Origin of the sequence: Streptomyces fuscigenes (assembly GCF_021556455.1) — a bacterium.
Classification (GTDB): domain Bacteria; phylum Actinomycetota; class Actinomycetes; order Streptomycetales; family Streptomycetaceae; genus Streptomyces; species Streptomyces fuscigenes.
Genome location: NZ_JAKGCV010000122.1, coordinates 1 through 13349, shown reverse-complemented (window position 1 = coordinate 13349; position 13349 = coordinate 1). Strand labels below are relative to the sequence as shown.

Below are 13349 nucleotides of genomic sequence, written 5' to 3'. Positions count from 1 at the left end.
GGTGCGGCCCCCGTGCGCGAGGGCCCGCCGCCAGTGCGGGGCGCCGGGTACGGAGCTGGGAGCGCGCATGACCGTGTGGGACGACCTGGTGGGCCAGGAGCGCGTCCAGGTGTCGCTGGCGGCCGCCGCGCGTGACGCGGACGCCCTGGTGACGGCCGAGGCGCAGGGCGCCCCGCCGCCCGAGGCCTCGAAGATGACCCACGCCTGGCTGTTCACCGGCCCGCCCGGGGCCGGCCGGGACACGGCGGCGCGCGCGTTCGCCGCCGCTCTCCAGTGCGTCAGCCCGGACCGCGCGCTCGGGGGCGAACCGGGCTGCGGGTTCTGCGACGGCTGCCACACGGCGCTGATCGGCACCCACGCCGACGTCGAGATCATCCGCACGGACCTGCTGTCCATCGGCGTGAAGGAGACCCGCGAGCTCGTCCGGCGCGCCCAGCTCTCGCCCGCCGTCGGGCGCTGGCAGGTCATCGTGATGGAGGACGCCGACCGGCTGACCGAAGGCGCGGGCAACGTACTGCTGAAGGCCGTCGAGGAGCCCGCCCCGCGCACGGTGTGGCTGCTGTGCGCGCCGTCCGTCGAGGACGTGCTGCCCACGATCCGCTCCCGCTGCCGCCACCTCGTCCTAGGTACGCCGTCCGTGCAGGCCGTCGCGGACGTGCTGGTCCGGCGGGACGGCATCGAGCCGCAGGCGGCGCAGGCGGCCGCGCGGGCCACTCAGGGCCACATCGACCGGGCACGCCGGCTGGCCACGGACGAGCGCGCGCGCAGCCGGCGCGGCGCCGTGCTGAAGCTGCCGCTGCGCGTGGACGACGTCGGGGCGTGCCTGCGCGCCGCGCAGGAGCTGGTCGACGCGGCGGGGGAGGACGCGAAGCAGGCCGCCGAGGAGACGGACGCCAAGGAGACGGAGGACCTGCGGGCCGCGCTCGGCGCCGAGAGCGGAGGCCGGATGCCGCGCGGCACGGCGGGCGCGATGAAGGAGCTGGCGGACCGACAGAAACGCCGCTCCACGCGCACCCAGCGCGACAGCCTCGACCTCGCGCTGACCGACCTGACCGGCTTCTACCGGGACGTGCTCGCGATCCAGCTGGGCTCCGCCGTCCAACTGGCCAACGAGGACCTTCGGGACGCGCTCGACCGCGTCGCGGGCGCCACCACGGCGGAGCGCACGCTGCGCCGGATGGAGGCGATCGGCGCCTGCCGGGAGGCCCTGGACCGCAACGTGGCGCCGCTGCTCGCGGTCGAGGCGATGACGATGGCGCTGCGGGCGGGCTGACAGGCGGTGCGTCGCACCGGCGTCCCGGTGCGCCTGGAGGCGGGGCGCTGGCCGCGCGTACGGGGGCGGCGCGCGTGCGAACGGGGCGGTGCGCGTGCGAACGGGGCGGTGCGCGTGCCGAGGCCCGTGGCCGGTTCACTCGCGCGGACGAACCGGCGACCGGCCCGGTACCGCCCCGGGACGTGCCCGCGCGCCCGGGACGCGCCCTCACCCGTACGTGCGATGCCGACGGATGCGGCGGTGCGGGCCGGTTAGGCTCCCCTGATGGACACCAGGCGCCTGCTGCGTACCCCCGCCGTCGCGTTCGTGGCGGCCGGACTCCTCCTCTCCGGCTGCACGTCGTCCGGCAAGGGCGCGGACCAGACCCCGCGTGCCGGCTCCGTCGACCAGGCGGCCCTCACGCGGTACTACAACCAGAAGCTCGACTGGCACGCGTGCGGCCCCTCCGGCTTCCAGTGCGCGACGATGAAGGCGCCGCTGGACTACGCGAAGCCGGACGGTACGGAGATCAAGCTCGCGGTGGAGCGCAAGAAGGCCACCGGCCCCGGCAAGCGGCTCGGTTCGCTGCTCGTCAACCCGGGCGGTCCCGGCGGCTCGGCGCTCGACTACCTCCAGAACTACGCGGGCATCGGCTACCCGGAGCAGGTCAGGGCGCGCTACGACATGGCCGCGATGGACCCGCGCGGCGTGGGCCGCAGCCAGCCCGTGGACTGCCTGACCGCCCACCAGATGGACACGTACACGGAGGTCGACCAGACGCCCGACGACGCGGCCGAGGTACAGAGCCTCACGACCGCGTTCAAGAAGTTCGCCCAGGGCTGCGAGGCGCACGCGGCCAAGGTCCTCCCGCATGTCTCGACCGTGGAGGCCGCCCGGGACATGGACCTGTTCCGCGCGGTGCTCGGCGACAAGAAGCTGTCGTACGTGGGGGCCTCGTACGGCACGTTCCTCGGCGCGACCTACGCCGAGCTGTACCCGAAGAACACGGGGCGGATCGTCCTTGACGGCGCCATGGATCCGTCCCTGTCCGCGCGCGAACTGAACCTCCAGCAGACCGCCGGCTTCGAGACGGCCGTCCGCTCCTTCGCCGGCGACTGCGTCAAGCAGGCGCAGTGCCCGCTGGGCACGGGATCCGTCGAGTCGGCCGAGAAGAAGCTGGAGGGCTTCTTCAAGCAGCTCGACGGCAAGCCGCTGCCGACCGGCCAGAGCCGCCGGCTCACCGAGTCCCTCGGGACGACGGGCGTGATCGCCGCCATGTACGACAAGTCCGCGTGGCCCCAGCTGCGCCAGGCCCTGCGCAGCGGCCTGACCGGCGACGGGTCCATGCTGCTCGCCCTCGCCGACTCGTACTACGAGCGCAGCCAGGACGGCAGCTACTCGAACCTGATGTACGCGAACGCCGCCGTGAACTGCCTCGACCTCCCGCCCGCCTTCACCGGCCCGGACCAGGCGAAGGCGGCGCTTCCCGCGTTCGAGAAGGCGTCCCCGGTCTTCGGCGCGGGCCTGGACTGGGCCTCGCTGAACTGCGCGTACTGGCCGGCCAAGGCCACCGGGTCCGCCCACCGCATCCAGGCGAAGGGCGCGGCGCCCATCGTCGTGGTCGGCACCACACGCGACCCGGCGACGCCCTACCGCTGGGCCCGCTCCCTGGCCTCCCAGCTCGACTCGGGCCGCCTGCTGACCTACGACGGGGACGGCCACACGGCGTACGGCCGGGGCAGCGACTGCATCGACACCTCGATCAACACGTTCCTGCTGGAGGGCACGCCCCCGGCAAACGGCAAGAAATGCTCCTGACCAGGGCAAAGCCCCCGAACGGGAGGGTGGACGGAGCACCCCCGGAAACTGTGTAGACTTGGCGTCGCCGCTGATCGCACCATGGTCGCGGTCGGCACGCCGCCTTAGCTCAGTTGGCCAGAGCAACGCACTCGTAATGCGTAGGTCTCGGGTTCGAATCCCGAAGGCGGCTCATCCAAACCGCAGGTCAGACACTGTCTGACCTGCGGTTTTTTTGTTCACAGGCACTTGTTGGGGCCCTGTACGGCCGGCCCGGGTGCGGGAGGATGGGCCGATGGTGGACATCAGCTTTCTGACCGAGTCCGATCGCGGCTGCTGGGAAGTCCTGGCGCGCGGCAAGGACAGTTACTTCGCGGTCGAGAGAGGCGACGACGCCTACGAGCGGACCTGGCGGCGCCTGCTCGGCGGGGGGCAGGTCCGCGGGGTCGCGGCGCGGCTCGACGGGACGATGGTCGGGGTGGCCCATTACGTCTTCCATGCGAGTGTCTGGTACGCGGGGAAGTGCTATCTGGCCGACCTGTTCGTGGACGAGGGGGCGCGGCGGCGGGGCGTCGCCACGGCGCTGATCGAGTGGGTGGCGCGCGACGCCGAGGAGCAGGGCCATCCCGGGCTGTACTGGAACACGCTGGAGGACGCCCCCGCCCGCGGGCTGTACGACAGGCTGGGCACGTTCCACGAGGGGTTCATTCACTATTCGTATCGGCGCGGCGCGGCCGCCGCGTCGGGCGCCGGAGCTTGAGGTTCGGCGCCCGACGTCGACCGCCCAGCGCTCGGTCGGCGCGGGACCGGGGAACGGCCGTGCCGCCGGACGCGGTTGGCCCGGGTGAGCGGGTAGGGCCGAGGGGCGCCTGGCGTTTGCCCGGCGGCCGGCCGGCCGTCGCCCCGGCGGGTGCACCTACCCGTACAGCTCCACGAGCCGCCTCGCGGCCACCTCCGCGCCGTCCGTGCGGATGCGGGGGGCCAGTGCTGCCGCGCGGGCCGCGGTCTCGGGGGCCAGGGCCGTTCCGAGGGCGAGCGACAGGGCCTCGGGGGTCGGCGACGGGCCGTCGTGGGCCGCGCCGATGCCCAGGGCGGCGACCCGGCTCGCCCAGTAGGGCATGTCCGACATGCGGGGCGGCACGACCACCTGCAGGGTTCCCGCCCGGGCGGCCGTCGCCGTCGTGCCGGCGCCGCCGTGGTGGACCACCGCGGCCACCCTGGGGAAGAGGGCCTGGTGGCTGACGTCGCCGATGGCGAGGCAGTCGGCGCTCCGGTCGAGCAGGTCCAGGTCCGCCCAACCGCGGGAGACGAGGACGCGGCGCCCCTGGGCGCGGAGCACCTCGACGGCGGCACGGGCGGTGTCGTGGGACGGGTGCATGCTGCCGAAACCCACGTACACCGGCGGGCTGCCCGCGTCCAGGAAGGCCACCAGCTCGGGCGGGAGCGGGCGTTCGTCCGGCAGGATCCACGCGCCGGTCTGCGTCACGTCGAGTCCGGGGGCGGGCTGCCAGGGGCCGAGGGCCGGGTCGGCCGCGAGCAGGGGGCGGTCGGTGCAGACGTGGTCGCGGACGTTGTCCACCGGCGGCAGGCCGAGCGCCGCGCGGTGGCGGTCGAGGCCGGCGCCGAACTGGGCGTTCACGTTGCGGGCGTCGGCCGCCCAGCGGGCCGTGTGGTCGCCGGCCTCCGGTTCCGGCCAGCCCGGCCGGGGCGGCGGCGCGTGGTGGGGCGAGGGCAGTTGGACCGCCGAGTAGCTCGTGTAGACGTAGGGGATGCCGGCCGCCTCCGCCACGGACCGGGCGGCGATCTGCGCCAGACCCGCGGCGACCAGCAGGTCGCAGCCTTCGGCCGCGCCGGGGAAGACGGCGAACTGGAGGTCGAGCATCTCGTCGCGGAGGCGGGCGAGCTCCTCGGGCGCGGGTACGGCCGACTCGCGCATGACGGCCCGCATCGGCGGCCCGACCGGCACCTGTTCCACGCCCAGGGCCGCCTGCCGCGCGGCGAACTCCTCGTCGGGCGGGGCGCACATCCGCACCCGCGCGCCGAGGGCCCGCAGCCGCGCCGCGAGCGCCACCAGCGGCTGGACGTCGCCCCGCGTCCCGTACGTCGACAACAGCACCCGCATCGCGATTCCTCTTCCGATCGGACTTCAGGCCGGACCACAGGTCGGACTTCAGGACGGTCCACGGGTGCGTCGGGCCCGCGGGCGTCCCGCCCGCCGGCGCGTCGGTCACCGTGCCGCGCGTCTCTTCAGCCACATCACTCTCACGAGGCAACTCGCGCGTCAAGATGGTGACTTACGCCTCAACGGCGTCGGCGGGGTGTCGGACGGGCCCCGGCGCGGGGAGCCTTCTGGAAGTTCGACGTTCCGCTTCGCGCGGGGCCGTCCTCGGGGCCGCGGTGCCCGCCGGAGCCTTCGGGTCCGGGTCGCCGGGCCTGCCGCGGGCCGCCTGCCGGGGGCGGGGCGCGCGAGGTTCCCGTCCGCCGGCAGAAGCGGAGAGCAGCTCGATGCACCCTTCGTCCCCGCTCGTCCCCGACGTTTCGATCATCCTGCCCTGCGCCGGCCTCGCGACGCGCTTCATGGCGCCCTACGCGAAGGAACTGCACTGCCTGGCGCCGGGTGTCACCGTGCTCGACCGCAGCCTGGAGGGCGTCGTCGAACTGGCGAAGAGCGGGCTCGCCGTGCGCGTCGTGGTCGTCATCGGGACGCACAAGATGGACACCGTGAGCTATCTCGCCCGGTACGTGGGGATCTTCCAGCTGGTCTTCGTCTATCAGGACGATTCGCTGGAGCCGGGCCTCGACGGCGCGATCCGCTCCGGACTGCCTCTCGCGCTCGGGCCGGTGGCGCTCGTGCTGCCCGACATCGTCGTCTCCGGTGCGGGCAGCGGCGGGAGCCTCCTCGCCGCGCTGCGGTCCGTCGGCAGGAGCGGGTGGAGCGTGGTGGCGGCGGAGGAACGGGACCCGCAGACGCTGCGGCAGATGGGCGCGCTGGCGGTGGCCGGGGACGAGGGGGACATGAGGGTGGGGGCGGCGGCCGACAAGCCGGCGGACCCCGCGCGTTACAACGCGTTCTGGGGCATGGTCGCGGTCGGCGAGGAACAGGCGCACCGGCTGCCGGACGTGGTGCGCGAGGGGGCGCCCAGCCCGCTGGCCGGGGCGGCCGCCGTGATGGTGGAGAGCATCGTCAACTACAACACCGTCAGCGGCTGAGGGCGCCGGAGGCCCGCCGGGCGGGGCGCGCCTGCGGGACGCGCGCGTCCGGGTGACGGTCCGCGCCCGCCGGCGGCGCGCCCGTCCGGGTACCGTCCCGCTCCTGCCGGGGTGCGGGTGCGTGCGGTCGCGTGCGCCGGGCCGCGTGCGCCGGGCGGCGGCTCAACCGTGGGCCTGCTGGGCGTGCTTGGGCAGGAGGCCCACCAGGAGCAGGGTGACGAGGTTGATGCCGGCCGCGATGGCGAAGACGAGTTCCGTCGCCGCGAGGTAGGAGTGGAGGGACGGGTGGCCGACCCGGGCGAAGAACACCGTGCCGAGGGCGGCGACGCCGATGGCGCCGGCGAACTGCTGGACGGCGTTGAGCAGGCCCGCGCCGGTGCCGACCTCCTCGGGGGTGGCGTCCCCGATGATGAAGTCGACCAGGGGTACGAAGACCAGCCCGGAGCCGAAGCCGGTCACCAGCAGGGCCGGGGCCAGCTTCCAGGCGGTGACGTCGGCGCCCCAGTGCCCGACGGACCACCACAGGGCGAACAGGCCGGCGACGGCGACGGACAGGCCGAGGTGCAGGGTCGCGCGCCCCAGCTTCTCGGCGAGCACGGCGCCGGCCAGCAGGACCGCGACCGCGGTGCCGAGGGCCCAGGGGATCAGCGTGAGGCCCGTGCGCAGCGGCGACCAGTGCAGGCCCTGCTGCAGCAGCAGGTTCATGACCAGGACGAACGCGCTGAGTGAGGCGTAGAACCCGGCCACGACCAGGAGGCCGACGACGAAGCTGCGCTTGCGGAACAGCGACGGCGTGATGACGGGGTGCCTGCTGCGCCGCTGGGACGCGGCGAACAGGGCGAGCAGGACGAGGGCCGAGGCCATCATGGCGTAGGTCCAGGCGGGCCAGCCGAGGTCGCGGCCCTGGATCAGCGGGACGATGAGCAGGGCCGAGGCGGCGGTGAGCAGGCCGACGCCGGTGAGGTCCAGGCGGGCGGTGGGGTCCTCGCCGCCGCGGCGCGGCAGGACGCGCAGGCCGAGGAGGCCGGCGGCCACGCCGAACGGGACGTTGATCAGGAAGATGGACCGCCACTCGCTGCCGAACAGGTCGAGGTGCAGCAGCCAGCCGGCCAGGATCGGTCCCGCGACCATGGCCAGCCCCATCAGGGGCCCGACCGGCGTCAGCGCCTTGCGCAGGTACTGGGGCGGGAAGACGACCTTCACCAGGGCGAGGCCCTGCGGGATCATGACCGACCCGCACAGGCCCTGCAGCGTCCGGGCGACGATCAGGAAGACCGGGCCGGGCGCGAGGCCGCAGGCCAGCGAGGCGAGGGTGAAGCCGGTCATGCCGAGCAGGAACAGCCGGCGCCGGCCGAGCAGGTCGCCGAGCCGCCCCGAGGTGACGAGGCCCAGGGCGAAGGCCGCGGTGTAGGCGCTGAGCACCCACTGCACGGTCACCTGCCCGCCGCCGAGGTCGGCGCGGATGGAGGGACCGGCGAGGTTGGCGACGCTGGAGTCGATCAGATCCATCAGGTCGGCGAGGACCACGACGGCCAGGACGAGCCACGCGGTGCGCAGCGGAAGGGCGGTGGTGGTGAGCGCTTCGGGTGAGCGCTGGTCAATGGACACGAACACTGTTCTACTCAAGAACAGTGTTCGTAGCAATACGAATAGCGTTCCGTGTCGGCGCGAACACTGTTCGCGCATTCGTTAGACTTCGGGCATGGCACCCACTCCGCAGGAACGGCGCGCGGCCCGCCACCAGCTCGCCGGCGCCCAGGAGGCGCGCGCGGCCCGGCGCGGACCCTCCGGCGGCCGCAAGCAGCCGATCACGGTCGACGCGATCATCGGCACCGCCTTCGGCATCGTGGAACGGGAGGGCTACGAGGCCCTCACGATGCGGCGCGTGGCCACGGCGCTGGAGACGGGGCCGTCGTCCCTGTACGCGCACGTGGTCAACAAGGAGGACCTGGACGAGCTGCTGATCGGCCGGCTCTGTGCCGGAATCGAGCTGCCCGAGCCGGATCCCGCGCTCTGGCGGCGGCAGATCGCCGACGTCTGCGCCCAGTTGCGCGACCAGTACCTGCGCTATCCCGGGATCTCGCGGGCCGCCTTCGCCGCCGCCCCCTCCAATCTCGACACGCTGCGCGTCGGCGAGGGCATGCTCGCCCTGCTGCTCGCGGGGGGCGTCGCGCCCCAGGCCGCCGCGTGGGGGACGGACTCCCTCATGCTCTACGTCAACGCCTACTGCCTGGAGGTCTCGCTCGCGGACAGGAGGCTGCGCCGCCGGGAGGGCGACTGGGTCGTCAGCCGCGAGGAGTTGCTGAGCCGGCTCGGGTCGCTGCCCGACGCGTTCCCGTACACCCGGCGGTATGCCGCCGAACTCACCGCGGGGAGGGGCCACGACCGGTTCGACTTCACCGTGGGCCTCATGATCGACGGGCTCCCGGCCTCGCGCTGACCGGGATCCGGCGGCCCGGCCGGGGCGGGGCGCCGTACGCCGGCGGGGTCGTGCGCCCTGTCTTCAACTCGGCTGCCCTGGCTGTGTGTTGTGTGCACGGGCCCACCCGCCGCGCCGAACCGCCTCCACCCCGTCCGTACCCCCGTCGCGCCACGCGTGGCGGGGCGGAACGACGCCCGCGATTCGTGAAGCACCCGTGAATACCCTGTGGAGCCGATGTCGGTGGCCCCGCTTATGCTGCACCGGACGACGACGCGGGACCATGGGGAGGGCGCGGCATGCTCGGCAGGCTGTTCGGCAGGCGTGGGGAGAGACCGGGGGCGGACGCGGACGCCCTCGCCGCGCCACCCCGCCGACGGAACGGGATGTACACGCTGGAGGCGCTCGGCGACCGGCGCGTGCAGGCGCTGCTGGCCGCCGCCGGCGCCGGCGACTGGGAGGCGCTCACGGAGGCGCTGGGCCCGTTCGATCTCGGCCGGGACGACCGCGTCCTGTCCGAACTGGCGGACGTCCGGGGCGTGCAGGAGTGGATCGGGCCGATCGTCGAGCAGGAGAAGGAGCACCGCGCGACGGCCCTGCTGATATCCGGCGCGCGCCACGTCATCTGGGGCTGGGAGGCGCGGACCAGCGCGCGGGCCGGGGACGTCACGCGCGAGCAGTGGCGGGTCTTCCACGAGCGGCTGCGCACCGCCGAGGAGCAGCTGCTGGAGGCGGCCGAGCTGCGGCCGGACTGGGTCACCCCGTGGCGGCGCCTGCTCACCTCCGGCCGGGGCATGTCGCTGGGCGACGCCGTGAACGGTGCCAGGTTCGACGCGGCCCTGCGCCGCGACCCGCTGGACGTGTCCACGCACCTCGAATGGGTCTCGCACCTGCAGCCCCGCTGGGGCGGCGAGCCGGGCCAGGCCCTCGCGTTCGCCCGCGACGCGTTGGGCCGCACCCCGCAGGGGCACCGCCTGGGCTGCGTCATCGCCGTCGCGCACATCGAGGAGTGGGTCGAGTCCGACCGCCCGGACGTCCTCGAAACGCCGGACACCCGAGCCGAGTTGCAGGTCGCGGCGCGCCACAGCATCCTGCACCCCTCCCATGTGCGGGGCCCGGGCTGGCAGCACGACTTCAACCTGTTCGCCATGGCGCTGTCGCTGGCGGAGGAGCGCGACGTGATCCGGGAGGTCTTCCGGGAGCTCGACGGCGCGTACACCACCTGGCCCTGGCGGTACCTGAGCGAGCCCTAGAAGCGGTTCGCCCGCCACCACGGCCGAGCCTGAGCGGCCGGGTCGAGCCCGACCAGCACGGGCGGGCCAGGGCACCACGGCCGGGCCGGAGCAGCCTGCCGGGCCGTACGCCAGGGCGGAGTCCCGGGCTCAGCGGCCGCCGGCCGGCGCCGCCCCCGGCCGCCCGGCGGCCACAGCTCCTCCGGTCACAGCGCCCGCGGGCACGGCTCGTACGCGCACAGTGCCTGCGGGCACACCGCGTGCGGCCCCCGCAGGCACCGGACGCCGCCACCCCGCCGAACGTCCTCGCCGAACACCCCGCACCGCCGGGCACCGGACAACCCCGCCCCGCCGAACGCCTGCTGTCTCCGCCGATTCCCGCCGAACTCGCACCCCCGGACTGGCCCATGACGCTCCCCGACACCCCCGTCGCCCAGCCCGGCGCCGACCGCACCTTCCAGGTGGATCTGCGCGGCCTGGTCGACCTGCTCTCCCACCACCTCTACTCCAGCCCGCGCGTCTACCTGCGCGAACTCCTGCAGAACGCCGTCGACGCCCTCACCGCCCGGCAGAGCCTCGAACCGGACGCCCCCGCAGGGACGTTCGGCATCCGCCTGTACGCCGACGGGTCCCTGGTGTCCGTCGAGGACGACGGCGTCGGCCTCACCGAGGCGGACGTGCACGCCTTCCTCGCCACGATCGGCCGCAGCAGCAAGCGCGCGGCCGAGCCCGCCCCGGCCGACACCGTGCCGGGCTGGGGGAGCGTGGCGGAGCAGCGGAGCGACTACATCGGGCAGTTCGGCATCGGGCTGCTCTCCTGCTTCCTCGTCGCCGACGAGATCCACGTCGTGAGCCGCTCGGCGCGCACCCCGGACGCCCCGGCCGTCGAGTGGCGGGGGAGGGGCGACGGCAGCTACACGGTCACCACGCTGCCGGCCTCGGCCCGCCCGCGGCCCGGCACCACCGTCACGCTGACGCCGCGCGCCGACGCGGGCGAGTGGACCCGCCCGGCCCAGGTGCAGGCGCTGGCCTCGCACTTCGGCTCGCTGCTGCGCCACCCCGTGACCTTCGGCGACCGGGCCGGGACGCCGGGGACGCCCGTCAACCCGGAGCCCGCCCCCTGGGCGCGGACGTACCCCACGCCGGGGGCGCGCTCGCGCGCCCTGGCCGCGTACGGGGAGGAGGTCTTCGGCTTCACGCCGCTCGACACGATCGAACTGGACCTGCCGGCCGTCGGCCTGAAGGGCATCGCGTGCGTCCTGCCCGACACGGTCCCGGCGGGCCGCCGCCACGGCCACCGGGTGCACGTCAAGGGCATGCTGCTGTCCGAGCAGGCCCACGAGATCCTGCCCGAGTGGGCGTTCTTCGTGCGCTGCGTCGTCGACGCCGAGGGCCTGCGCCCGACGGCGTCGCGCGAGTCGCTGTACGAGGACGACATGCTCGCGGCGGTCACCGAGGCGCTCGCCGACCGGCTGCGCGAGTGGATCGCGCGCGCCGCGGCCGGCGACCCGGAGCTGCTCGGCCGCTTCCTCCAGGCCCACCACCTCGCCGTGAAGTCCCTCGCGGTGCACGACGACGAGATCCTGCGGATGCTGCTGCCGTGGCTGCCGTTCGAGACCACCGACGGGCACACGAACCTCGACGCCTTCGCGCGCAGCCACCCGACGGTGCTCGTCACGTCGAGCGTGGAGGAGTTCCGGCAGGTCGCGGCGATCGCGTCGGCCGCCGGGCTCGGCGTCGTCAACGGCGGGTACACCTACGACCGGGCGCTGGTGCACCGGCTGCCCGAGATCAGGCCCGAGGCGGCCGTCGCCGACCTGGACCCGGGGATCCTGACCGCGCACCTCGACCCCGTCGACCGGGAGACGGAACTGGCAGCGGTGGGCTACCTCGCGCTGGCCCGCGACGCGCTCGCCGTCTTCGACGTCGACGTCGCGCTGCGCACGTTCCAGCCGGCCTCCGCGCCGGCCCTCCTCGTGGACAGCCGCGAGGCCCGGCACGAGCGGACCCGCTCCCGGCTCGCCCGCGAGCAGGAGGGCGGCCTGTGGGGGGACATCCTGGGCGCCCTGCGCCAGGAGGCGCCGCGGGCGCAGCTGATCCTCAACCAGCTGAACCCGCTGGTGCGTACGGCCGTCGCCATCGCCGAGCCGGAACTGGCCCGTACCAGCGCGGAGGCCCTCTACGGGCAGGCCGTGCTGCTCTCCAGGCGGCCGCTGAGGCCCGCCGAGTCGAGCCTCATCAACCGCTCATTCCTCGACCTTCTCGCCCACGCCCTGCGCAAGGACAGCTGACGATGCCGACCGCACCCCAGAACACCGACGAGCTGTACGACGCGCTCCGGAAGAACGCCGAGCGCCCGCACGGCCGCAGCCGCACCGTCGCCGCCGAGGAACTCGCGGAGGCGGCCGAGCAGTTCGACGACCCCGCCGCGCTCGCCGACGCACTCCTCGACCTCCAGGCGGCGTACACGTACGGCTCCGAGCCCCGCAAGTCGCCCGTCGTCTTCGCGCGCCTGCTCACGCTGTTCGACGAGCAGCCCGACGTCTTCGACGAGCGCCGCCGCCACCTGCTGTTCTGGCGTTTCAAGTGGGTGGCCAACGCCCTGCGGCAGCTGCCCGAGGTGCCGCTCGCCGCGCTGCGCCAGTGGCTCACGGAGATGCGCGACCGGTACGAGAAGGCGGGCCTGGGGCTCCAGCCGTACTACGGGCAGGCCCACCAGCTGGCCGCGCACGTCGGTGAGGACACCACCCTGGCCTACGAGTTGTGGGCGGGCCGCGCCCGCACGCCGCTCAGCGACTGCGAGGCGTGCGAGATCTGCGAGCGCGCCCACCACCATCTCGTGGCCGGGGACGACGAGCGGGCCCTGGAGGTGTGGGAGCCCGTCCTCGCCGGCAAGGAGTCCTGCCAGGAGGAGCCGGCCCGCTCCGTCTCGTACGCGCTGCTGCCGCTGCTGCGCACCGGCCGCGGCGACCGGGCCCGCGCCCTGCACCTCGCGGGCCACCGCCTGTGCCGCCGCAACCCGGCGATGGCGGGCGAGGTCGGCCGGCACCTGGAGTTCTGCGCGCTGACCGGCAACGAGGCGCGAGGACTGGAACTGCTCGCCGAGAACCGGAACCTGTTCGGCGAGGTCGACTCGCCGCTGGACCAGCTCGACTTCCTGACCGGTGTGGAGGTGCTGCTGCAGCGCGTCGAACTCCTCGGGCGCGGGGACCTCCCGGCCGCCGGGTGGGCGGGCCGCAACTGGACGGTGGCCGGCCTGCGCGCCGAGGTGCGGCGCCGCGGTGACGACCTCGCGGCCCGCTTCGACGCCCGCAACGGGACGGCGGCGCACACCGAGCGGCGCAGGGCGCGGCTGGACCGCGTCCCGCTCGTGGACACGCTGGAGCTGACCCTGCGCACCCGGAGCCTCGACGACCTGGAACCCGCCGCGGGCGGCCCG

At 74.5% G+C, this 13349-nt stretch carries 9 protein-coding genes, 1 tRNA gene and 1 pseudogene; 9 read left to right on the top strand and 2 right to left on the bottom strand.

Features of this window, described 5'->3' with window-relative positions; translation table 11 throughout:
* Positions 1–67: 67 nt before the first annotated feature.
* From L1885_RS12890 to L1885_RS12875, 4 genes are all read left to right on the top strand, one after another.
* Positions 68–1273 carry a DNA polymerase III subunit delta' gene (locus L1885_RS12890; protein WP_235797213.1) on the top strand — a complete coding sequence of 402 codons (1206 nt, stop codon included), beginning with the start codon at positions 68–70 and terminating at the stop codon, positions 1271–1273.
* Between the two features lie 264 nt (positions 1274–1537).
* Positions 1538–3070 carry an alpha/beta hydrolase gene (locus L1885_RS12885; protein WP_235797212.1) on the top strand — a complete coding sequence of 511 codons (1533 nt, stop codon included), beginning with the start codon at positions 1538–1540 and terminating at the stop codon, positions 3068–3070.
* A gap of 98 nt (positions 3071–3168) precedes the next feature.
* Positions 3169–3242 (top strand) — tRNA-Thr (locus tag L1885_RS12880).
* A gap of 102 nt (positions 3243–3344) precedes the next feature.
* On the top strand, positions 3345–3809 hold the full coding sequence (locus L1885_RS12875) for a GNAT family N-acetyltransferase (RefSeq protein WP_235797211.1): 465 nt from the start codon (positions 3345–3347) through the stop codon (positions 3807–3809).
* Positions 3810–3965: 156 nt separating this feature from the next.
* On the opposite strand, the gene L1885_RS12870 is transcribed toward L1885_RS12875, so the two are convergent.
* On the bottom strand, positions 3966–5171 hold the full coding sequence (locus L1885_RS12870) for a glycosyltransferase (RefSeq protein WP_235797210.1): 1206 nt from the start codon (positions 5169–5171) through the stop codon (positions 3966–3968).
* A 383-nt stretch (positions 5172–5554) separates the two neighbouring features.
* Between L1885_RS12870 and L1885_RS12865 the strand changes: the two genes are divergently transcribed.
* Positions 5555–6259: a glycosyltransferase family protein gene (locus L1885_RS12865; RefSeq protein ID WP_235797209.1), complete on the top strand. Its 705-nt coding sequence runs from the start codon at positions 5555–5557 to the stop codon at positions 6257–6259.
* 162 nt (positions 6260–6421) lie between these two features.
* Here the strand turns inward: L1885_RS12865 and L1885_RS12860 are convergent, their stop codons facing one another.
* Positions 6422–7867, bottom strand: coding sequence for a DHA2 family efflux MFS transporter permease subunit (locus L1885_RS12860; protein ID WP_235797208.1), 1446 nt, complete (start codon positions 7865–7867; stop codon positions 6422–6424).
* Between the two features lie 94 nt (positions 7868–7961).
* On the opposite strand from L1885_RS12860, the gene L1885_RS12855 reads away from it, so the two are divergent.
* The 4 genes and pseudogenes from L1885_RS12855 to L1885_RS12840 form a co-directional block, all read left to right on the top strand.
* Positions 7962–8699: a TetR/AcrR family transcriptional regulator gene (locus tag L1885_RS12855; RefSeq protein ID WP_235797207.1), complete on the top strand. Its 738-nt coding sequence runs from the start codon at positions 7962–7964 to the stop codon at positions 8697–8699.
* Positions 8700–8977: 278 nt separating this feature from the next.
* On the top strand, positions 8978–9931 hold the full coding sequence (locus L1885_RS12850) for a hypothetical protein (RefSeq protein WP_235797206.1): 954 nt from the start codon (positions 8978–8980) through the stop codon (positions 9929–9931).
* 386 nt (positions 9932–10317) lie between these two features.
* Positions 10318–12201, top strand: coding sequence for an HSP90 family protein (locus L1885_RS12845; protein ID WP_235797205.1), 1884 nt, complete (start codon positions 10318–10320; stop codon positions 12199–12201).
* Between the two features lie 2 nt (positions 12202–12203).
* A pseudogene (locus tag L1885_RS12840) lies at positions 12204–13349 on the top strand (hypothetical protein); the annotation flags it as partial.

Coding starts and splice junctions, on each gene's coding strand:
- L1885_RS12855 (WP_235797207.1), top strand. CDS start 7,962: ATGGCACCCACTCCGCAGGAACGGCGCGCGGCCCGCCACCAGCTCGCC.
- L1885_RS12865 (WP_235797209.1), top strand. CDS start 5,555: ATGCACCCTTCGTCCCCGCTCGTCCCCGACGTTTCGATCATCCTGCCC.
- L1885_RS12890 (WP_235797213.1), top strand. CDS start 68: ATGACCGTGTGGGACGACCTGGTGGGCCAGGAGCGCGTCCAGGTGTCG.
- L1885_RS12870 (WP_235797210.1), bottom strand. CDS start 5,171: ATGCGGGTGCTGTTGTCGACGTACGGGACGCGGGGCGACGTCCAGCCG.
- L1885_RS12875 (WP_235797211.1), top strand. CDS start 3,345: ATGGTGGACATCAGCTTTCTGACCGAGTCCGATCGCGGCTGCTGGGAA.
- L1885_RS12885 (WP_235797212.1), top strand. CDS start 1,538: ATGGACACCAGGCGCCTGCTGCGTACCCCCGCCGTCGCGTTCGTGGCG.
- L1885_RS12850 (WP_235797206.1), top strand. CDS start 8,978: ATGCTCGGCAGGCTGTTCGGCAGGCGTGGGGAGAGACCGGGGGCGGAC.
- L1885_RS12845 (WP_235797205.1), top strand. CDS start 10,318: ATGACGCTCCCCGACACCCCCGTCGCCCAGCCCGGCGCCGACCGCACC.